The sequence below is a fragment of the Nonomuraea antimicrobica genome (assembly GCF_039536965.1).
GTDB classification, from domain to species: Bacteria; Actinomycetota; Actinomycetes; order Streptosporangiales; family Streptosporangiaceae; genus Nonomuraea; species Nonomuraea antimicrobica.
Genome location: NZ_BAAAZP010000106.1, coordinates 62,717 through 82,892 on the forward strand (window position 1 = coordinate 62,717; position 20,176 = coordinate 82,892).

Genomic DNA, 20,176 nt, shown 5'->3' on the forward strand with positions numbered 1-20,176 from the left:
GTCCGGGTCCCGGCACCCGCACCGACCTCACGTCATTCTCCGGACGCTCTCCCGCAGCACGACCTCGCCCGCGACCTGCTCGACCACCACCGGCTCCGCCTCGTTCAGCGCCAGCTCCAGGGCCCGCGCCCCCATGTCCTGCAGCGGCAGCCGTACCGTCGTCAACGCGGGCACGTGATCACGAAGGGTGACGATGTCATCGAACCCGGCCACCGAGACGTCCTCGGGCACCCTGACCCCGCGTTCGCGGTAGGCGGCCAGCGCGCCCACCGCCATCACGTCGTTCACCGCGAAGACGCAGGTGGCGTCGCCCACCTGCTGGGCCGCGGCGTACCCGCCGTCGCGGTCGAACGCTCCGTGGACGACCTGCGGCGCGGGCAGCCCCAGCTCCTCGATCGCCTCGGCGAACCCCGCGCACCGGTCGGCCGCCGTCACCAGGTGCGGCGGCCCCGCCAGCACCGCGAAGCGGGTGTGGCCGAGCCCGGCCAGCGCCCTGGCCAGCTCCGCGGCACCCTCCCGGTTGGCGGGCGCCACGGTGTCGACGCCGAGGAGGTCCTGGCCCACGCAGGCCGCCCGGCCGCCGCCCTGCCGGTAGCGGGTCAGCTCGTCACGCAGGCGGCCGGTGACCGCGGGGTCGGCGACGCGCGAGCCGACCAGCAGCACCGCTCGTACGCGCTGGGCGTTCAGCGTGGCCACGTACGCGATCTCCTGCTCCGGGTCGCGATGCGTGGTGCCCACCATGACCAGCAGGCCCTCGGTGGCCGCCGCCCGCATCGCCCCGTCGGCCAGGGCCGCGAAGTACGGATCGGTCAGGTCGTGGACGACGATGCCGATGACGTTGCTCGCTCCGCGGGCCAGCGTCTGGGCGGCGATGTTGGCGCGGTAGCCGAGTTCGTCCGCAGCCCGCTCGACGCGCGCCCGCAGGGCCGCACCCACCTGGCGGGTGCTGCCGTTGAGCACCCGCGAGGCGGTCGCGAGCGAGACGCCCGCCTGCCTGGCGACGTCTTCAAGCGTGACCACGACACCTCCCCGGAAAGCGGTTTCCAAGTCTGCCCTACCGGCACTTGGATCCGCATCCTGCCACGCCCACGGCCTACGAGAACAGGATGCCCCGCCCGGGATCCCCCGAAAGGGGCTCAGGCCCAGGGGAAGAGGATGTCGAAGATACCCTTGCGCTCTTCCTGCGTGGGCGCGGGCGCCGGCGCCTGGGTCGTGGGGGGCGCCTGGGTGGCGGGCGGATTTTCGCTCGTGTCCGACTGCCCGTCGCCCGAACGGCCGCTGCCGCTGTCGTTGTCGCTGTTGTCGCGCTCGTCGCCGGAGGGCGCGGTGTCGTTCATGGTGCGCTCGGGCGAGCGCGTGGGTTCGCCGGTGTTCTTCCTGGTCGGCGTGTCGTCGTTGGTGGGCGACGGACGCTCGGAGGGCTCGCGCGTCGGCCGGGCCCGCTGCTCCGTGGGGGTCGGCATCGCGGACTCGGAGTCGGTCGGCTCCGCGGTGGCCGAGTCGGTGGGCTCGCCGGTGTCGAAGTCCTCCTCGACCGGCACCTCCTCCTCGGGGACGGTCGACTCGGACGGCGAGGTCACCTGGCCCGCGCTGGCGCACGCGTTGCCCGCGCAGGGGTCGTCGGAGGACGGACCGGTGAGCATCCAGCCGACACCCACGCCGACCAGCACCACCGCGACGGCCGCCACCAGCAGCAGCCTGGTACGGCGGCGCACCTCGCCCTCGCCGTCACCGGAACGCCCGTCATCGTAGGAATCACGGGAGTCGCGGGAGTCACGGGAGTCACGGGTGTCGCGGGTGTCGCGGGTGTCGCGGGAGTCCTGCGAGTCGTCGGTCCAGCCGGAGCCGAGGAAGCCGCGCTTGGGCCGGTCGTCGTCGTGGTCGTCGTGGAAGTCGCGGTCATCACGGTAGTCGCCGTCGTCGCGGTAGTCGCGATCACCGTGGTGGTCGCGGTCGTCGTCGCGCCCGGCCTCGTAGCCGCGGTCCAGCGGAAGGTACGCGTTGTCGTCGCCCTCCACCCGGTGCGGTCCGCTCTGCTCACCATAGGTGTCGTACGCGTCGTACGCCTCGTACGCGCCGCCCACCACGTCATGCGAACCGCTCGGCCCGCCGAGGTCGTGAGCGGAGAGGACGTCGTGGGCGCCGCTCGGCCCGCCGAGGTCGTGGGCCCCGAGCACGTCATGAGCGCCACTGGCGCCGCCCAGCACGTCGTGCCGGGTACCGCCGCCGAGCACGTCGTGCGGGTCGCCCGACAGCACGTCACGCGGCGCCGGGTCGTCGAACACGTCACGCCCGCCCACGCTGGTCAGCGGACCCCCGCCGGGGGGCAGGATGTAGGTCTCGTTGCCGACCACCTGGATCGCGGGCTGCTCGTCGGTGTCATCGGTGCTCCACCGCGGAGACAGCACGTCGCCCGTCAACTCGGGGTTTAACGACCTACCCTGTCCATCCTCGTATGGCCTGTCGTTCTCGTCGCGCGCCACGGTGGAACCTCTCTAGTACGAATGCGGACCGCGCCCTTTCCTACCACTACTTGTCTGGATATTTCACTTGTTTCGCTAAAACTACCCTGTGTAACATCTGCCCCATTAGAGATTGGACCGTCCCAATATCGGGTATGGCGAGCCTTTGGCCGGAGTGCCGCCGTCAGCCGCCGATGACCCCGGAGAGCAGGTCGTCGAGCGCCGCCTTCACCCGCTCGACCTCCACCCCGCACTCCCTGAGCCGGTGGGCGAGCAGCGGCGCGGCGAGGGGCGCCATGAGGGCGTCGGCCAGGCCGGCGGCGTCGACCCCCGGACGCGCCTGGCCGATCAGCATGGACAGGTGCGCGTGGTGGGCGTCGTACGCCCCGCCGAACCTGGCCAACGGCGCCGCCGTCTCGGCCATGAGCAGCAGGTCGAGCTGCTCCACCGTACGGTCGGTGAGCGCGCGCAGGAACGCCCTGGCCCGCTCGGCCGGTTCGGCCCCTGGACCGAGCGGCGGCGGCCCCTGGACGAACGCCGTCTGGAACTCCCGCTCCCGCGCGTCGATCAGCGCGTACGCCAGCCCCGAACGGTCGCCGAAACGCCGATAGAGCGTGCCAACCCCGACGCCCGCGGCGGCGGCCACCTCGGCCATGGACAACCCCCGCACCCCCTGGGCGGCGACGATGCCCTCGGCCGCGGCCAGGATCTTGGCCCGGTTGCGCGCGGCGTCCGTGCGTTCGCGCCTCTCCCCCGCGGCACCCGTGCGCACGGGCGCCGCGCCTCCCGCGTCCCCCTCGTGTCCCGCGTCTCCCGCGTCGGTGCGCTCGCGTCTCACGGTGTCCATCCTCGCACCGCCGTCCGCCGACGCACCGCTTGCATGCGGAACGCGTTCCGCTTACAGTCGAACCGGAACCTATTCCGCATCGAGGAGGCATCATGACGAGGAGAGTTGCCCTGGTGACCGGGGGCAGCAGGGGCATCGGCGCGGCCGTCGCGCGGCGGCTGGCGGTCGACGGGTTCGACGTGGCGATCACCTACCGGAACGCCGCCGACCGGGCCGACGCCGTGCTCAAGGAGATCGAGGCGGCCGGCGGGCGGTCACTCGGCCTGCGGGCGGAGGCGTCCGACGCGACCGAGCTGGTGGCGGCGGTCGAGGAGACGGCGCGCGAGCTGGGCCGCCTCGACGTGCTGGTGAGCAACGCGGGCATCGCCGCCTACGGAGCGCTGGAGGACATGTCGCTCGCCGACGTGGACGAGTTGCTGGCCGTGCACGCGCGGGCGTCGTTCGTGCTGGCCCAGGCGGCGTCGCGGCACATGGGCGCGGGGGCGGCGATCGTCCTGATCGGCAGCAGCCTGGCCGAGCGGGTGCCGTACGCGGGGTGGACGGCGTACTCGATGAGCAAGTCGGCGTTGAGCGGCCTGGCCAAGGGCCTGGCCAGGGACCTGGGCCCGCGCGGCATCACCGCGAACGTGGTCAGCCCCGGCTCGACCGACACCGAGATGAACCCGGCCGACAGCCCCGAGGCCGACGACGAGCGGCGGTACACGGCGCTGGGGCGTTACTGCACTCCCGACGAGATCGCCGCCGCCGTGTCGTACCTGGCCGGGGAGGGCGGGCGTGCCGTCACTGGCACGACGATCGCCGTGGACGGCGGCGTCACGGCCTGACGGGCCCTGCCCCGCCGCACCCGGGCGTCACTGGCACGGGTTGGTGTTGCTGTCGACGACCTTGTCCTTGAGCGAGTCGGGGATGGCCGACACCACCCGCACCCCGGGCCAGTCCTTGCCGATGACGAGCTGGATGACCGGCCCGCCGGGCGGCTCGGCGGACGTCCCCGCGGGCTGTCCCGCGGCTGACTCGGCGGGCGTCGCGGCGGAGGTCGCGGTGGGCTTCGCCGTCGACTCGTACGGCTGCGTGTTGAGCGGTTTGATCTTGCCCACCACGGGCTTCCGCTTGTCCTTCGACAGCCGCGCGGCCACCACGTCGCCATAGGCGGGCCCGTCCTGGGCGTCCTTCTTCGCGTACCGGATCGTGGTGGTGTCGGCCGGGGCGGCGTTGCCGACCTGCGCGACCACGAACCCCTGGGCGGCCAGCGCGTCGGCCACCTGACTGGCCTTGCCCACCTCGCCGGTGGCGTTGAGCACCTGCAGGCGCACCTGCTCGTTCTCGATCTTCGGCGCGGTGGACTTGCCGGGCGTGGGGGCGGCGGTGATCTCGGTGTCGAGGCGTACGCTCTCGAAGAAGTCGCGCGCGGCCGGCTCGGCGAACTGCACCCGGTTCTTGTCCGGCGGGTACGCCTCGACCGGCACCGTGATGCCCTTCAACTCCTTGGCGGTCAGCCCGCTGACGCTCCTGCCGATCTCCAGCATCTCGTCGAGGGAGAGCCCGTCGTCCACGCTGACGGCCCGGATGGCGGCCTGGAGGAAGGCGTCCAGCTTGCCGGGGTCGGCGAGCAGGCCGCCGTCGGTGACCTTCTTCAGCACGGCGGTGAGGAAGACCTGCTGGCGCTGGATCCGGCTCAGGTCGCTGCCGTCGCCCAGGGCGTACCGGGTGCGTACGTAGCCCAGCGCCTGCTCCCCGTTCACCACGTGCTCGCCCGCGTCGAGCACCAGCTTGGCCTGGGGGTCGTTCACCGGCTTCGGCAGGCAGATCTCGATGCCGCCGATGGCGTCGATGATGGACTTGAAGCCGGTGAAGTCGACCTTCACGAAGTGGTCGATCTTGATGTTGGTGAGGGACTCGAGGGTCTTGATCGTGCAGTTGATGCCGCCGTCGTTGAACGCGGAGTTGATCTGGCGGATCCCGGCCGTCAGGACGGCGCCGTTCGTGCCCGTGCACTCGGGGATCATGACCATAGAGTCGCGCGGGAAGCTGATCATGGTGGCGTTGTCGCGGTTGGGCGCGATGTGCAGGAGCATGATCGTGTCGGTGCGCTCGCCCAGGCCCTGCGACTGAGGGCCGTACGCCTTGTTGTCGCCCTCGCGGGAGTCGGACCCGACGAGCAGCACGTTGAGCGCGCCGGTCTCGGGCGGGCGGCTGGCGCCCGGCTGAATCGGGGTGCGATCGATCAGGCTCTCCAGGTAGCGGTAGTAGCCGTACCCGCTGAGCGAGACGGCCACCAGCACGAGCGTCAGCGCCAGGCTCACCCAGCCGAGCGGGGTCAGCCGGCCCCGGCGCGGCTCGGAGGGCCGTTTGTGCGAGCCCGGCGGGGGTGGCTCGGGTGGCGCGACCCTGCGTCCCAGAACCGCTTCCTCCTCCTGCTGCCTTCTCACGCGGTTCACCCCTTGCGACATGATCGCGAAGCATATCTCCCAACAGGTAGAAGAAAGATAAGCACGTCAATCCCGGGTGGTTCACCGTCCCGTCATCCGGCGGACCTGACCACACCGGTACTCCTTTCTCACCCCGGGACCCGTTCCGAGGAGCGAGGGCTCCATCCAATGCGCGCGAACTTCCGGCGCCACCACGTACGGTGACGCCATCATGACGGTCATGCTGTTGACCGAGATGGCACCGCCCCCCGGCGCCCAGGAGGTGGCCGGGCTGCGCGCCCGCGCCAGGACCGCGCGGCGCGGCGCCCTCGTGGCGCTCTCCGCCTCGATCGCGCTGCTGACCACCGTCCAGGTGCTCGCCGACCGGGCCTCGACCAGGGAGCAGACGTTACCGCTGGCCGTGCTGTCACTGGCGGTGTTCGCCGCCGCCCTGCCCGCGCTGGCGATCACCCAGTACGTCTGGGGCGTCCGGGCCCGCCGGGTGCGGCGGCGCGAGCGCGAACTGTACGCCGACGCCCGCTCCGGCGCGTCCCGCCCGCTGACCCGGCTGGCCTTCGCCTGTTGCTGGGCGGTGACGCTGCTGCTCGGCTGGACCGTTCCGCGCTTCTTCCGGCAGGCCGCCCACTACGCGTTCGCCGACGTCCTGAGCCGGGCCGCGGAGGCGCTGTCGCTGATCAGCGTGGCCGCGGGGGTGTTGTTCCTGCTGTGGTGGGCACGGGACGCGGTGGGGACAGTGGCGCGTGCGCTGCGGTCGGGCGGATCGCCCGGCGATCCGTGGGACCCCGGCCGCGGCGCGCGTCCGAGAGAGGGCGCGGTGCTCTGGACGGGAGCCGCCATGGCGGTGGCGGCCCTGCTCGGGGCCCGCGCCCACCTCTGGGAGCCGGCCGTCGGCGTGGTCTACGCCCTGCTCACCGTGGCCCTCGTCTGCGGAGTAGTTACTGACGAGTAGCATAGGACCGGAACCCCTGCTAACAACGAGGAGCGAATCCGTGCCTTCCTCTCGTGACGTCGTGTTCGTGGACGGCGTGCGCACGCCTTTCGGCAGGTCGGGGCCGAAGGGGCTGTACGCGGAGACCCGCGCCGACGACCTGGTCGTCCGCGTCATCCGCGAGCTCATCAGGCGCAATCCCAACCTGCCCCCAGAGCGCGTGGACGAGGTCGCCATCGCCGCGACCACGCAGATCGGCGACCAGGGCCTGACGATCGGCCGATCGGCCGCCGTGCTGGCCGGGCTGCCCAAGTCCGTGCCCGGCTACGCGATCGACCGCATGTGCGCGGGCGCGATGACCGCGGTGACCACGGTCGCGGGCGGCATCGCGTTCGGCGCGTACGACGTGGCCATCGCCGGCGGCGTCGAGCACATGGGCCGCCACCCGATGGGCGAGGGCGTCGACCCGAACCCGCGTTTCCTGTCCGAGAAGCTGGTCGACCCGAGCGCGCTGGTCATGGGCATGACGGCGGAAAACCTGCACGACCGCTACCCGTCGATCAACAAGGACCGCGCCGACGCGTACGCGGTGCTGTCGCAGGAGAAGGCGGCCAAGGCGTACGCCGACGGCAAGATCCAGCCCGACCTGGTGCCGGCCGCGATCAGGACGGCGGAGCGGGGCTGGGGCCTGGCCGTCGAGGACGAGGCGCCGCGGCCGGGCACCACGATGGAAGGGCTGGGTGCGCTCAAGACGCCGTTCCGGCCGCACGGCCACGTCACGGCGGGCAACTCCTCCGGCATCAACGACGGCGCCACCGGGTGCGTGGTGGCCGCCGCGGACGTCGCGGCCGAGCTGGGGCTGGGGCCGAAGATGCGGCTGGTGTCGTACGCGTTCGCGGGGGTGGACCCCGAGGTGATGGGCGTGGGGCCGATCCCGTCCACGGAACGGGCACTCCGCCTGGCTGATCTCGAAATTTCGGATATCGGGCTGTTCGAGATCAACGAGGCGTTCGCCGTCCAGGTGCTGGCCTTCCTGGAGCACTTCGGCCTCGCCGACGACGATCCCCGCGTCAACCCCTACGGCGGCGCGATCGCCTACGGGCACCCGCTCGCCTCCTCCGGCGTGCGGCTGATGACGCAGCTCGCCCGGCAGTTCGGCGAGCGTCCCGACGTGCGTTACGGCATCACCACCATGTGCGTCGGCATGGGCATGGGCGGCACCGTGATCTGGGAGAACCTGGCATGAGTGAGATGGAGACGTGGCGGGCGCTGCTGAGCGAGCGCAACGCCGACGAGGTGGTCACCAAGGCGCTGGTGCGCGACGTGCAACTCCCCTACGGGGCCGGCACGATGGCGCTGATCACGCTGGACAACGGCTTCGACCACACCAAGCCCAACACGTTCGGCCCGCACGGGCTGTTCGCGCTGAACGGGGCGCTGTCGGAGATCGCCGAGCGTACCGACCTGGCCGCGGTGGGCGTGACGGGCAAGCCGTTCATCTTCGCCGTCGGCGCCGACCTCAAGGGCGCGGCGAGCGTGGCCGCGCGCGAGGAGGCGCTGGCCATCGGCGCGCTCGGGCACCACGTCTTCCGGCGGCTCGGTGAGCTGGCGGCCCCGTCGTTCGCGTTCGTCAACGGCGCGGCCATGGGCGGCGGCCTGGAGCTCGCGCTGCACTGCGCCTACCGGACGATCTCGGCGGGCGTGCCCGCGGTGGCGCTGCCGGAGTGCTTCCTCGGCCTGGTGCCCGGCTGGGGCGGCACGCAGCTCCTGCCGCGCCTCGTCGGCCCGGCGAAGGCGGTCAAGCTCATCATCGAGAACCCCTTGTCGAACAACCGCATGATCAAGGGCAGGGACGCGTACGAGCTGGGTGTCGCCGACGCGCTGTTCGAGCCCGCCGACTTCCTGGAGGAGTCGCTGCGCTGGGCCGCCCGCGTCGTCAAGGGCGAGGTCACGGTGGCGCGGCCGGCCCACGACGGCTGGGAGAAGGCGGTCGCCGACGCGCGGTTCCTGGTGGGCATGAAGCTGCGTGGCGCCTCCCCCGCGCCGTACCGGGCGCTCGACCTGATCGCGCTGGCCGAGACGGCCGGCCGCGACGAGGGCTTCGCCGCCGAGGACGAGGCGCTGGCCGACCTGCTCATGGGCGACGAGCTGCGGGCCGGGCTCTACTCGTTCGACCTGGTACAGCGCCGCGCCAAGCGCCCGGCGGGTGCTCCCGACGCCGCGCTGGCCCGCAAGGTCACCAAGGTCGGCGTGGTGGGCGCGGGGCTGATGGCCTCGCAGATGGCGCTGCTGTTCGCGCGCCGTCTGGAGGTGCCGGTCGTGCTGACCGACCTCGACCAGGCCCGCCTGGACAAGGGCGTCGGGTACGTACACGCCGAGGTGGCCAAGCTGCTGACCAAGGGCCGCATCTCTCAGGACCAGGCCAACCGGCTCACGTCGCTGGTGACGGGTTCGCTGACCAAGGACGCCTTCGCCGACGCCGACTTCGTGATCGAGGCCGTGTTCGAGGACCTGGCGGTCAAGAAGCAGGTGTTCGCCGAGGTCGAGGCCGTGGTGTCGGCCGAGTGCGTACTGGCCACCAACACCTCCTCGCTCTCGCTGACCGAGATGGGCGCCGACCTGGCCCACCCGGAGCGGCTGGTCGGCTTCCACTTCTTCAACCCGGTCGCGGTCATGCCGCTGCTGGAGATCATCAAGGGCGCCGCCACCGACGACGCCACGCTGGCCACCGCGTTCGCGCTGGGCAAGACGCTGAGGAAGTCGTCGGTGCTGGTGAAGGACGCGCCGGCGTTCGTGGTCAACCGGCTGCTCACCTGCTTCATGGGCGAGGTCGTGGCGGCCGTGGACGAGGGCACGCCGCTGGAGACCGCCGAGCACGCGCTCGACGGGCTCGGGCTGCCGATGACGCCGTTCGCGCTGCTGCAACTGGTCGGCCCGGCCGTCGGCCTGCACGTGGCCGAGACGCTGCACGCGGCCTTCCCCAACCGCTTCGGCGTCTCGGAGAACATGGGCAAGCTGGTCGCCTCGGGCAAGCCGGGCGTCTACCGGCCCGACTTCACGCTCGACCCCGAGGCGGTGGCGCTCTTCGCGGGCGGCTCGGCCCCGTCCACGGCCGAGCAGGTACGCGAGCGCGTGCTGGCGGCGCTGGCCGGGGAGATCCGGATCATGCTGGACGAGGGCGTGGTGGCCGCGCCGCAGGACATCGACCTGTGCATGATCCTCGGCGCCGGATGGCCGTTCCACCTGGGCGGGATCACCCCGCATCTGGACAGGACCGGCGTCGCGCGGCCCCGGTTCCTCCCGCCGGGAGTCGCCTCGCTGCCCGCCTGATTTTAAGGGGCCTTGAGGAGGCCCGTACGCGGGTCTCCTCACCTCTCCCCCGTCTCCGCCGTAGCGTTTGGTGCCGTCCTACGAACGGAGAGTAGTCATGATGAGAGCAGCCGGCACCATCGCACTCTGCGGCGCCTTCCTGCTGGGCACGTCGTCACCCACGCTGGCCGCACCTCCGCCCAAGGTGCAGCTCAAGATCGTCGATGCCGTCAAGGGCGGGGGCACGAAGACGGCCTGGCTCCACTGCGCGCCCGTCGGGGGCACCCACCCCAACGCCCGCGCGGCCTGCCGCCTGCTGCAGCAGGTCAAGGGCGAGCCGTCGCAGCTCAACGTGGCGCCGAACACCACGTGCACCAAGGAGATCGAGCCGCACGCGGTCGTGGTCGCCGGCCGCTGGCACAACACCCACGTGAAGTGGGCCAAGGTCTTCGTCAACGGCTGCCAGATGCGCGCGGCCACGGGAGCCGTCCTCGCGCTCTGACCGGGCGGGCAGGTCACCCGGCAGGGTCCGCGCGCTCGGCGTCCGGGCCGCTGCCGGGGGCCGCCACCCGGCTGTGCCGGTAGCCGTAGACGAAGTAGACGAGCACGCCGACGACCATCCACACCAGGAACCTCAGCCACGTCTGCACGGGCAGGTTGAGCATCAGGTAGAGGCATGCCAGCACGGACGCCACCGGCAGCACCGGCACCAGCGGCACCCGGAACCCCCGTGGCAGGTCGGGCCGGGTCCGCCGGAGGATCAGCACCCCGACCGACACCACCACGAACGCGAACAACGTCCCGATGTTGACCAGCTCGGCCAGCTCGCCGAACGACACGAACCCGGCCAGCGCCGTCGTGACCAGCCCGACGACGACCGTGAGCCGGGCCGGGGTGCCGTAGACGGGGTGCACCTTGGCCAGCGGGCGCGGCAGCAGCCCGTCGCGGCACATGGCGAACAGCACCCGGGTCTGGCCGAGCAGCAGCACGAGCACCACGGTCGTCAGGCCGGCGATCGCCCCCAGGCTGATGATCGTGGCCAGCCAGGCGTGGCCGACCGCGACGAAGGCGTCCGACAGCGGCGCTGACGTGCTCAGCCGGTCGTAGCGCTGCATGCCGACGACGACGAGCGAGACGGCCACGTACAGGACCGTGCAGATGGCCAGCGAGCCGATGATCCCGCGCGGTACGTCACGCTGCGGCTCGACGGTCTCCTCGGCGGCGGTGGCGACGATGTCGAACCCGATGAAGGCGAAGAACACGATCGCCGCCGCGGAGAAGATGCCGATCACCCCGAACGCCACCGGCGTGATCCCGAACAGCACCTGGATGAGCGGCGCCTTGAGCCCTTCGACGCGCGCCGTGGAGACCGCCTCGGGGATGAACGGCGTGTAGTTGGCGGCCTTGACGAAGAACAGCCCCGCCACGATGACCAGCAGCACCACCGCGATCTTGGTGGCGACCAGGATCAGGTTGATCCGCGAGGACAGCTTGATCCCGGCCACCAGCACCAGGGTGAGGATCAGCACGATGAGCACGGCCGGGATGTTCACCACCGGGTCGTCGCCGGCCACCGAGGCGGGCAGGCCGAGGCCGATGGACGACAGCAGCGAGGCGAAATAGCCCGACCAGCCGACCGCCACCACGGCGGCGGCCAGCGCCAGCTCAAGCGTCAGGTCCCAGCCGATCACCCAGGCGGGGAACTCGCCCAGGGTCGCGAAGGAGAAGGTGTAGGCGGAGCCGGCGACCGGGATCGTGGAGGCGAACTCGGCGTAGCACAGTGCCGCGAGCCCGCACACGATGCCCGCGACCACGAACGAGACCGCCACCGCCGGGCCCGCCATCTCCCTGGCGACCTGCCCCGTCAGCACGAAGATCCCGGTGCCGACGATCACGCCGATGCCGAAGACGGTCAGATCGGTGGCGGTCAGACGCTTTCGCAGTTGGTGCTCGGGGGCCTCGGTGTCGCGGATCGACTGCTCGACGCTCTTCGTGCGAAAGATCTCCACACCTGGTGATCCTTCCCACACCCCCCGTGATCACGCCCGCGCGGACCCGGCCCGCGGGGGCTCGCATGGAGCCCCCGCAGCAGGCGACCGGCCCTTCTGTCCGGGCAGGACCGTGACAGGCAGGACCGCGGCGGGCAGGGCCGCGGCGGGCAGGGCCGCGGCGGGCAGGTCAGGCGGAGGCAGGTCAGTGGGAGGCGGGCTCCACGGCGGAGGTACGCTTCGCGACCGCCTCGGTGATCTGACGGGCCAGGTCTTGGCCGGTCAGGCCGATCCGGCCGAGGATCGCGGCCCGCTTGGCGTGGTCGAGGAACTGCTGCGGGATGCCGTAGGTGCGTACGGGCACGTCGACGTCGGCGTCACGCAGCAGGCGGGCCACCGCGTCACCCACGCCGCCCACGCGGCCGTTGTCCTCGACGACCGCCACCAGCTTGTGGGCGGAGGCGGCCAGCACGAGCGCCTCGTCGAGCGGCTTGACCCAGCGGGGGTCGACCACGGTGGCCGGGATGCCCTGCGCGTCGAGCAGGACGGCGGCCTCCAGACAGACCTGGACCATCGGGCCGACGCCGACGAGCAGCACGCCGGGCTCTTCGTCGGCGGCGCGCAGGAGGTCCATCTCGCCCAGCTTGCCGACCGGCTCGACGGACTCGGCGACCGGGCCCTTGGGGAAGCGCAGCACGGTGGGGCCGTCGGTGACCTCGACGGCCTCGCGCAGCAGCTCGGTCAGCCGCTCGCCGTCGCGCGGCACCGCGATCCGGAGCCCGGGGACGACCTGGAGGATCGACAGGTCCCACATGCCGTTGTGGCTGGCGCCGTCGTCGCCCGTGACGCCCGCCCGGTCGAGCACGACCGTGACCGGCAGCCGGTGCAGGGCGACGTCCATGAGGAGCTGGTCGAAGGCCCGGTTGAGGAACGTGGCGTAGACGGCCACCACCGGGTGCAGGCCGCCGAGCGCGAGCCCGGCGGCGCTGGTCAGCGCGTGCTGCTCGGCGATGCCGACGTCGTAGATGCGCTCGGGGAACGCCTCGGCGAAGGCGTGCAGGCCGGTCGGGTGGAGCATGGCGGCGGTGATCGCGACCAGGTCGTCGCGCTCCTTGCCGAGTGTGACCAGCTCTTCGCTGAACACGTTGGTCCAGATGCGGCCCTTGGGCTTTTCCGCGCCGGTGGCCCGGTCGAAGGCGCCGGGCGAGTGGAACTGGTCTTCGTCGTGGTTTTCGGCGGGGCTGTAGCCGCGGCCCTTCTGGGTGAGGGCGTGCACGATGACGGGGCCGCGGAAGTCGCGGGCCTTGCGCAGCGCCGCCTCCATGGCCTGCTCGTCGTGGCCGTCGATGGGGCCGACGTATTTGAGGCCGAGGTCTTCGAACAGGGCCTGGGGCGCCAGGACGTCTTTGACGCCCTTCTTGAGCCCGTGCAGCGCGTCGTAGAGGACCGGAACATTCCCGATCTTGTCTTTGACGTATCCGAGCAGGTCCTCGTAGCGGCGGGTGACGCGCAGGGTGGACAGGTGGGAGGCCAGGCCGCCGATCGTGGGCGAGTAGGAGCGGCCGTTGTCGTTGACGACGATCACGACCGGCAGGTCTTCGACGGCGGCGATGTTGTTGAGCGCCTCCCAGGCCATGCCGCCGGTCAGGGCGCCGTCGCCGATCACCGCGACCACCGTGCGGTCGCGCTCGCCGCGCAGCTTGAACGCCTTGGCCAGGCCGTCGGCGTAGGACAGTGCGGTCGAGGCGTGGGAGTTTTCCACGAAGTCGTGCTCGGACTCGGCCTGGCTCGGGTAGCCGGACAGGCCGCCCTCCTGCTTGAGCGCCGCGAAGCCGGCGGCCCTGCCGGTGAGGACCTTGTGCACGTACGCCTGGTGGCCGGTGTCCCAGACGACGGGGTCGTCGGGGGAATCGAAGACGCGGTGGAGGGCGATGGTGAGCTCCACCACGCCGAGGTTGGGACCGAGGTGACCGCCGAACCTGGCGCACGAGTCGACGAGCACGTCACGGATCTCCCCCGCGAGCCGCGGCAACTCCTCGACACTGAGCCGTTTGACGTCATGCGGTCCCTTGATCGAGCCCAGCAACCCGCTCACGGATGCGACTCCCCTCTTCTTTTTGCGCCGATCCCAAGAGTGTAGTTCGCGGATGCCTCACTGACTCCATCGAGTCAAATCCACCCACATATGTCAGCTCTTGACCTAGTCTTTCGATACCTATGAACTCCGTCCCCAAAAGCCGACTTGTGACGCTCGTCGCAGCCGTGGTGGCGCTCGCCCTGGCCGTGGCCGCTCTGGTGCTCGTTCTGGCGGACGTGGCGACCACGTCCGCCGACCCGGTCAACGAGGCCCAGAAGTTAGCGTCCCCGCCCGCGAAGGCGCCCGGCAACGGCGATGCCAACGGCGGCGGCGATGGCAAGGGCAAGCAGCCGGCCACGCAGACGGGACAGAGCCTGGCGACGGCGAGCCGCCTCTACAGGACCGGCCGCCTCGCCGACGTGAACTGCTCGCCCGGCGCGCTCCCCGCGGGGAGCATGGTGGCCTACCGGCGGTTCCTGACCCGGGTGACGGCCTGCCTGAACAAGGCGTGGGGCGCGCAGTTCCGCAAGGCGAGGATCTCGTTCACCAAGCCGCGCCTGCGCATCATCACCAGCAAGGTGCACACGCCGTGCGGGGCGTGGAACACCGGCGCGGACGGCGTCTACTGCGCCGCCGACCGCACGATGTACCTGATGATCAGCAAGGACCAGCTCCGCAACCCGTTCCCGCTGGGCATCACCCGGCTGATCGCCCACGAGTACGGCCACCACGTCCAGCAGGTCTCCGGCATCTGGAGGTACTACTGGACGGCCCGCGCCATCGCCGGCAAGGCCAGGCGGCTGCAACTCTCGCGCAATTCCGAGTTGCAGGCCGAGTGCTTTTCCGCGGTCTTCATGAGCACGATGAAGGGCACGTCGCTGGTCACGGACGCCGACTGGGCGTACACGGTGAACTGGTTCAGGAAGAACGGCGCCAAGGGCTGGCCGCAGAACGACCACGGCAGAGGGCCGACGCAGGCGGCGTGGATGACGAGGGGTTTCAACCGGGGAACTCCCGGCGCGTGCAACACCTGGGCCGCCGATCCCCGAAAAGTCACCTGATGCCTCTTTAATCTGCCTTTACCTGGAACTCCCTCTTTAATAGGGTGCCTTCCCATGCGTATCCCCCGATTGGCGCTCATGGCGGGCGCCCTGGCGAGCGTGCTGTTCGCCGGTACCGCCCACGCGGCCACGTCCTCCGCGGCGCCGGCGTTCCAGCCGGCCCTGACGAAGAACCCGCTGTACAAGACGGGCAAGCTCGGCACGGACACGTGTGAGGAGCCGACGGTCCAGAACGGGACCGTCGAAGAGGCGACGGTCTACTTCGAGACCGTGATGGTCTGCCTCAAGAAGGCGTGGAGCCCCGTGGTCAAGAAGGCGGGCTACGGGTTCGGCTCGCCGAAGCTCGCCGTGGTGACCAAGGTGGGCGAGAAGACCCCGTGCGGACGCTTCCCCGCGGGCGCGCAGGCCCTCTACTGCCCGGCGGCGAAGTCGATCACCGTACTGCTCAGCCCGGAGATCGTCGAGGAGCCGACGAACCTGGCGCTGATGGTGGTGCTCGCCCACGAGTACGGCCACCACGTCCAGCAGATCACCGGCATCGGCAAGGCCACCGACGCCTTCTACGGCAGCAAGAAGGCCGACAAGCGCACGCTCGACGGCATCCGCCGCTCCGAGCTGCAGGCGCAGTGCCTGTCGGGCGCGTTCGTGGGCCGCGTGTGGACCTCGCTCGGCCGCGACGACGCCGACTGGGACGCGATACTCAAGTCCACGCACAACTTCCTCGACCTGAGCGCCATCGGCGTGAAGGTGCGCAGCGGCGCCGACCAGACGCACGGCAACGACAGCAACAACGCCCACTGGCTGCAGCGCGGCTTCACCGTCCAGTCGGCGAGCGCCTGCAACACCTGGACCGCCCCCGCGGCCAAGGTCCTTTAGACCCCTCCCCCACGAGATACCTCTACAAAACCCATCAGAACGCCTAAGATCCGCGATCATGCGCATATCCCTCATAGCGCTGGCCACGTGCGTGGTCGCGGGTCTGCTCGCACCCGCCTCCGCACGGGCCGCCGGCCGGGTCACGCAGGCCGGGCTGCTGAGCGCGATGGGCGAGGACGCGGCCCGCCAGTCCTGCGCGGTGCCCGCGATCCGGCTCGGGAGCGTGGCCTCACTCAGGTCCTTCCACCAGGCGATGGCCGACTGCGCCGACCGCTTCTGGTCCGGCCGGTTCGCCGCCGCCGGCCTGGCGTACAGCCCGCCCGAGGTGACGGTCACCACCGGGAACGACTCGGTGTGCGGGACGATCACCAGCAGCGGCGCGCAGTACTGCCCCGACCAACGCACGATCGTCATCCGGATCATGAAGAACGACCTGCGCGACCCCTTCAGGATGAACATCGCGCACTCCGTCGCCCACGAGTGGGGGCACCACGTGCAGCAGCTCATCGGGGTGCTGGACGCGCAGGCGGCGCTGTACGTGCCCGCCTCGGACGGGGCGCGCAAGCTGCTGAGCCACCGGCTGGAGATGCAGGCCGAATGCTTCGCCGGGGTCTTCTACCGGGCCACGCTCACGTCGATCGAACCGGGGATCACGTGGGAGGACTGGATCACGGCCGTACGGACGGCGGACGAGAGCGACGTCCACGGCAAGCCCCGCAACCTGGCGTTCTGGCAGGACCGGGGCTACCGGGGCGGATCCACGGCCGACTGCAACACGTGGACGGCCGACCGGGACAAGGTCGGCTGAGGAGTTCGAGCCCTCCCAAAGAGAAGGTCGCGGGGTCAGCCGTTGACGCGGGCGAGGACTTCCAGCGGGTCGGACAGGACGTGGGCGAAGGCCAGCTCGGCCGCGCCCACCAGCGTGGCGGAGTCGCCCAGCGCCGAAGTACGCAGCCGCAGCCGCTCCCGCTGCGGCGCCATGGCGTGCAGGGTGAGCTGCGAACGCACCTGGGCCGCCGAACCCAGATAGATCTCCCGCAGCATCCCCCCGAAGATCACCATCTCCGGGTTGAAGACGTTCACCAGGTTGGCCACGCCCAGCCCGAGCCAGTCGCCCACCCGGCTGAGCGCCTCCTGGGCCACGATGTCGCCCCGGTCGGCGGCGTCCACCACGGCGCGCACCGCGTCGCGGCCCTGCCGCCCCGCCGAGGCGCGCCCGGCCGACTCCAGCAGGGCCCGCTCCCCCACCTCCGCCTCCAGGCACCCGTGCGAGCCGCACCCGCAGGCGCGGCCCCCGGGATTGACGACCATGTGGCCGACCTCGCCACCGTAGCCTTCGTGACCGCCCAGCAGGTGGCCGGCGGCGATGATGCCGCCGCCGATGCCGACGTCACCGTGCAGGTAGATGAGGTCTCTGACGCCCGCGCCGACGCCCCGGCTGTGCTCGGCGAGCGCGCCCAGGTTCGCGTCGTTGCCCACGCTGACCGGCAGGCCCAGGCCGAGCCGTCGGCCCAGCTCCTCGCCGAACGGCACCTCCTCGGCCTTGAGGTTGGGCCCGAACCTGACCACGCCGTCGGCCTTGCGCACGCCGCCCGACACGGCCGCCGCCGCCCCCACGCAGACCGTGTCGTCGCGGGTCTTGCGGCGCATCAGCCGGGCGAACCCGGCCAGCACGCCCGTCAGCTCGTCCAGCTCGAACGTGTCGCGGTCGCGTACGGTCTCCCGCCGGTCGAGGATCACCCCGCCCAGCCCGACCCGCGCCGCCGCCAGCCGGTCTGGGCCCACGTCGAAGGCGAAGACGTAGACCCGCGCCGACTCGGGGCGCACCACGAGCGAGGGCCGCCCGGCGCGGCCCGTCTCGCGCGGCAGCTCCTCGCGCACCAGCCCGGCGGCGGTGAGGTCGGAGGTCAGCGCCATGATGGTGCTGCGGTTGAGCCCCAGCTTCGAGGTCAGCTCGGCGCGCGAGATCGGTCCGCCCAGGTGGACATGGCGCAGCAGCGCGCCGAGGTTGTGGCGCCTGATGTCCTCTTGGGAGGGGCCGGCACGCATCGTCTGAGGGTCCTTCAGGGGCTGTGAGTCGCTGCTCACCTTAGACCAGCGGCAGCCGCCCGCTTGCGCGCCAGCGCGTCGACGCCTGCGGCCAGCAGCAGTACAGACCCTGTGACCAGGTATTTCACGCTCGAACCGTACCCCATCAGACCCATGCCGTTCTCGATCACGGCCACCACGGCGCCGCCGAGCACGGCGTCGAGCACCCTGCCCTTGCCGCCGAAGAGGCTGGTGCCGCCGATCACGGCCGCGCCGACCGCGTACAGCAGGACGGAGGAGCCGCCCGTGTTCGGGTCGACGGAGCTGGCCCTCGACGCGGCCACGATCCCGCCGACGGCGGCCATCGCGGAGCAGATCACGAACGCGCTGATCTTGATCCGGTCCACCGGGATGCCGGCTCGCCGGGCGGCCTCGGTGTTGCCACCGACCGCGTACAGGTGACGTCCGAACGCGGTCCTGCGCAGCACCAGCGTCCAGGCGATGAGCAGCGCCAGGATGAGCGGCACCACGATCGGCACGCCGGTCAGCGAGACGAGCGCGGGGTTGCGGCTGCGTTCGAGGTTGAGCGCGAAGACCGCGAGCCCGGCGAACAGCGCCAGCAGGCCGACCCGGAACGCGATCAGCGAGAGCGGGTCGGCGACCAGGCCGCGTCTGGCGCGGTTGCCGGCCCGCCGGAGCTGCACGCCGGCGAACACCCCTACGCAGACCGCGTAGAGCACCCAGCCGAGCCAGGGCGCCAGGTTCCTGTTGGCGATGGCGACGACCACGCTGTCGCGGATGGAGATGTTCGTGCCCTCGTCGACCAGCACCAGCACCAGGCCCTGGAAGGCGAGGAAGGCGGCCAGCGTGACCACGAACGACGGTATGCCGACCTTGGCCACCAGCGTCCCCAGCACGGTGCCGATGATCACACCGGTCAGCACGGCGGCCGGCACGCACACGTACCAGGGCAGGCCGGCGCCGGTCAGCGTGACGGCGAGGACCGCCGCGCAGACCCCGCTGGCGAACCCCGCCGACAGGTCGATCTCGCCGAGCAGCAGCACGAACACCAGGCCCATGGCGATGAGCGTGATCGCCGCGCCCTGCGTGAACAGGTTGGCGAAGTTGATGGCGGTGACGAACGAGGGGCGGGCGGCGGCGAACACCACGCAGAGCACGACCAGGCCCAGCACGGCGGGCAGGGCGCCCATGTCGCCGCCGCGCACCCGCTGGACGTACGCGAGGAAGCTGTTCTTGATCGACGGGGCCTGCGCCGCCGCGACGATGGCCTCGCCGGGGAGTTCCTTGACCTTGTTCATGGAGCTGTTCACGGGGCTGTTCATCGGGCTGTTCGTGGGGCTGTTCATGAGGTGACCCCGTTCCTGAGGCCCAGTTCGCCGCTGCGGCCGGACGTGATCAGTTCGACCACCTGCGCGTGCGTCACGTCGGAGGTCCTGACCTGGGCGGCCATCCTGCCGAGGTAGAGCGCCGCGATCCGGTCGGAGACGGCGAACACGTCGTTCATGTTGTGCGAGATGAGCACCACGGCCAGGCCGGTGTCGGCCAACCGGCGCACCAGCTCAAGCACCTGCGCCGTCTGGGCCACGCCCAGCGCCGCGGTCGGCTCGTCGAGGATGACGACCTTGCTGTTCCACAGCACGGCCTTGGCGATGGCCACGGTCTGCCGCTGCCCTCCGGACAGGCTGGAGACCTGCTGCCTGATGGACTTCACCGTACGGACGGACAGGCCGCTGAGTGTCTTCTCGGCCAGCTCCTCCATGGTGTCCTCGTCGAGCAGCAGGCCGTTCCTGCGCTCCCTGCCGAGGAACATGTTCTGGACGATGTCGAGGTTGTCGCACAGGGCGAGGTCCTGGTAGACGATCTCGATGCCCAGCTCACCCGCGTCGCGGGGGCTGTGCACGTGGACGTCGCGGCCGTCGAAGAGGAGCTGGCCCGCGTCGATCGGATAGATGCCGCCGATGCACTTGACCAGCGTGGACTTGCCCGCGCCGTTGTCTCCGACCAGGGCGGTGACCTCGCCTGCGTAGGCCGAGAGCTCCACCTTGTGCAGCACCTTCACCGGACCGAAGCTCTTGTCGATCCCGCGCACTTCAAGGAGGGGGGTCATGTGGCTCCCTAGTGAGGGGCACGGCCGCGCTCGTGACGCGGGC

At 71.2% G+C, this 20,176-nt stretch carries 17 protein-coding genes; 8 read left to right on the forward strand and 9 right to left on the reverse strand.

Annotated features, from left to right (window positions below):
* Window positions 1-27: 27 nt before the first annotated feature.
* The 3 genes from ABD844_RS30865 to ABD844_RS30875 all read right to left on the reverse strand — a co-directional run bounded on the left by ABD844_RS30865 (window position 28) and on the right by ABD844_RS30875 (window position 3,300).
* Entirely contained in the window at window positions 28-1,020 is a 993-nt protein-coding gene (locus tag ABD844_RS30865) for a LacI family DNA-binding transcriptional regulator (protein ID WP_344886011.1), read from the reverse strand.
* Window positions 1,021-1,136: 116 nt separating this feature from the next.
* On the reverse strand, window positions 1,137-2,408 hold the full coding sequence (locus tag ABD844_RS30870) for a hypothetical protein (protein WP_344886013.1): 1,272 nt from the start codon (window positions 2,406-2,408) through the stop codon (window positions 1,137-1,139).
* A 238-nt stretch (window positions 2,409-2,646) separates the two neighbouring features.
* On the reverse strand, window positions 2,647-3,300 hold the full coding sequence (locus ABD844_RS30875) for a TetR/AcrR family transcriptional regulator (protein WP_344886015.1): 654 nt from the start codon (window positions 3,298-3,300) through the stop codon (window positions 2,647-2,649).
* 101 nt (window positions 3,301-3,401) lie between these two features.
* Here ABD844_RS30875 and ABD844_RS30880 point away from each other — a divergent pair, with 101 nt between their 5' ends.
* Window positions 3,402-4,133, forward strand: a complete 732-nt coding sequence (locus tag ABD844_RS30880) for an SDR family NAD(P)-dependent oxidoreductase (protein ID WP_344886018.1) — start codon at window positions 3,402-3,404, stop codon at window positions 4,131-4,133.
* Window positions 4,134-4,160: 27 nt separating this feature from the next.
* Here ABD844_RS30880 and ABD844_RS30885 read toward each other — a convergent pair whose 3' ends face one another.
* Window positions 4,161-5,738: an LCP family glycopolymer transferase gene (locus tag ABD844_RS30885; RefSeq protein WP_344886021.1), complete on the reverse strand. Its 1,578-nt coding sequence runs from the start codon at window positions 5,736-5,738 to the stop codon at window positions 4,161-4,163.
* A 220-nt stretch (window positions 5,739-5,958) separates the two neighbouring features.
* Between ABD844_RS30885 and ABD844_RS30890 the strand changes: the two genes are divergently transcribed.
* From ABD844_RS30890 to ABD844_RS30905, 4 genes are all read left to right on the forward strand, one after another.
* Complete coding sequence (locus ABD844_RS30890; RefSeq protein WP_344886024.1) at window positions 5,959-6,687, forward strand: hypothetical protein; 729 nt, start codon at window positions 5,959-5,961, stop codon at window positions 6,685-6,687.
* A 40-nt stretch (window positions 6,688-6,727) separates the two neighbouring features.
* A complete protein-coding gene (locus ABD844_RS30895; protein WP_344886027.1) occupies window positions 6,728-7,912 on the forward strand; it encodes a thiolase family protein in 1,185 nt (394 codons plus the stop codon).
* Entirely contained in the window at window positions 7,909-9,996 is a 2,088-nt protein-coding gene (locus ABD844_RS30900) for a 3-hydroxyacyl-CoA dehydrogenase NAD-binding domain-containing protein (protein ID WP_344886030.1), read from the forward strand. Before ABD844_RS30895 ends, ABD844_RS30900 begins: the two co-directional genes overlap by 4 nt.
* A gap of 97 nt (window positions 9,997-10,093) precedes the next feature.
* Entirely contained in the window at window positions 10,094-10,477 is a 384-nt protein-coding gene (locus ABD844_RS30905; RefSeq protein WP_344886033.1) for an SSI family serine proteinase inhibitor, read from the forward strand.
* 13 nt (window positions 10,478-10,490) lie between these two features.
* Here the strand turns inward: ABD844_RS30905 and ABD844_RS30910 are convergent, their stop codons facing one another.
* Both ABD844_RS30910 and dxs read right to left on the reverse strand, forming a co-directional pair.
* Entirely contained in the window at window positions 10,491-11,984 is a 1,494-nt protein-coding gene (locus ABD844_RS30910; protein ID WP_344886036.1) for an amino acid permease, read from the reverse strand.
* A gap of 184 nt (window positions 11,985-12,168) precedes the next feature.
* Complete coding sequence (dxs, locus tag ABD844_RS30915) at window positions 12,169-14,049, reverse strand: 1-deoxy-D-xylulose-5-phosphate synthase (RefSeq protein ID WP_344886107.1); 1,881 nt, start codon at window positions 14,047-14,049, stop codon at window positions 12,169-12,171.
* A 158-nt stretch (window positions 14,050-14,207) separates the two neighbouring features.
* On the opposite strand from dxs, the gene ABD844_RS30920 reads away from it, so the two are divergent.
* The 3 genes from ABD844_RS30920 to ABD844_RS30930 are packed head-to-tail and all read left to right on the forward strand — an operon-like array spanning window position 14,208 to window position 16,785.
* The gene (locus ABD844_RS30920; protein ID WP_344886039.1) at window positions 14,208-15,101 is read left to right on the forward strand and encodes a neutral zinc metallopeptidase; all 894 of its coding nucleotides are present in this window, start codon (window positions 14,208-14,210) and stop codon (window positions 15,099-15,101) included.
* Window positions 15,102-15,155: 54 nt separating this feature from the next.
* Window positions 15,156-15,977: a neutral zinc metallopeptidase gene (locus ABD844_RS30925; RefSeq protein WP_344886043.1), complete on the forward strand. Its 822-nt coding sequence runs from the start codon at window positions 15,156-15,158 to the stop codon at window positions 15,975-15,977.
* A 58-nt stretch (window positions 15,978-16,035) separates the two neighbouring features.
* Complete coding sequence (locus tag ABD844_RS30930) at window positions 16,036-16,785, forward strand: neutral zinc metallopeptidase (protein ID WP_344886046.1); 750 nt, start codon at window positions 16,036-16,038, stop codon at window positions 16,783-16,785.
* A 35-nt stretch (window positions 16,786-16,820) separates the two neighbouring features.
* Here ABD844_RS30930 and ABD844_RS30935 read toward each other — a convergent pair whose 3' ends face one another.
* The 3 genes from ABD844_RS30935 to ABD844_RS30945 are packed head-to-tail and all read right to left on the reverse strand — an operon-like array spanning window position 16,821 to window position 20,133.
* Entirely contained in the window at window positions 16,821-18,026 is a 1,206-nt protein-coding gene (locus tag ABD844_RS30935; protein ID WP_344886049.1) for an ROK family transcriptional regulator, read from the reverse strand.
* 35 nt (window positions 18,027-18,061) lie between these two features.
* The gene (locus ABD844_RS30940; RefSeq protein ID WP_344886052.1) at window positions 18,062-19,348 is read right to left on the reverse strand and encodes a sugar ABC transporter permease; all 1,287 of its coding nucleotides are present in this window, start codon (window positions 19,346-19,348) and stop codon (window positions 18,062-18,064) included.
* A gap of 20 nt (window positions 19,349-19,368) precedes the next feature.
* Window positions 19,369-20,133 carry an ATP-binding cassette domain-containing protein gene (locus ABD844_RS30945; RefSeq protein WP_344886055.1) on the reverse strand — a complete coding sequence of 255 codons (765 nt, stop codon included), beginning with the start codon at window positions 20,131-20,133 and terminating at the stop codon, window positions 19,369-19,371.
* Window positions 20,134-20,176 lie beyond the last annotated feature (43 nt).

Bases quoted from the DNA above. Each gene is read 5' to 3' on its own strand.
- ABD844_RS30880 (WP_344886018.1), top strand. From the start codon at position 3,402: ATGACGAGGAGAGTTGCCCTGGTGACCGGGGGCAGCAGGGGCATCGGC.
- ABD844_RS30890 (WP_344886024.1), top strand. From the start codon at position 5,959: ATGCTGTTGACCGAGATGGCACCGCCCCCCGGCGCCCAGGAGGTGGCC.
- ABD844_RS30900 (WP_344886030.1), top strand. From the start codon at position 7,909: ATGAGTGAGATGGAGACGTGGCGGGCGCTGCTGAGCGAGCGCAACGCC.
- ABD844_RS30905 (WP_344886033.1), top strand. From the start codon at position 10,094: ATGATGAGAGCAGCCGGCACCATCGCACTCTGCGGCGCCTTCCTGCTG.
- ABD844_RS30925 (WP_344886043.1), top strand. From the start codon at position 15,156: ATGCGTATCCCCCGATTGGCGCTCATGGCGGGCGCCCTGGCGAGCGTG.
- ABD844_RS30930 (WP_344886046.1), top strand. From the start codon at position 16,036: ATGCGCATATCCCTCATAGCGCTGGCCACGTGCGTGGTCGCGGGTCTG.
- ABD844_RS30935 (WP_344886049.1), bottom strand. From the start codon at position 18,026: ATGCGTGCCGGCCCCTCCCAAGAGGACATCAGGCGCCACAACCTCGGC.
- ABD844_RS30940 (WP_344886052.1), bottom strand. From the start codon at position 19,348: ATGAACAGCCCCGTGAACAGCTCCATGAACAAGGTCAAGGAACTCCCC.
- ABD844_RS30945 (WP_344886055.1), bottom strand. From the start codon at position 20,133: ATGACCCCCCTCCTTGAAGTGCGCGGGATCGACAAGAGCTTCGGTCCG.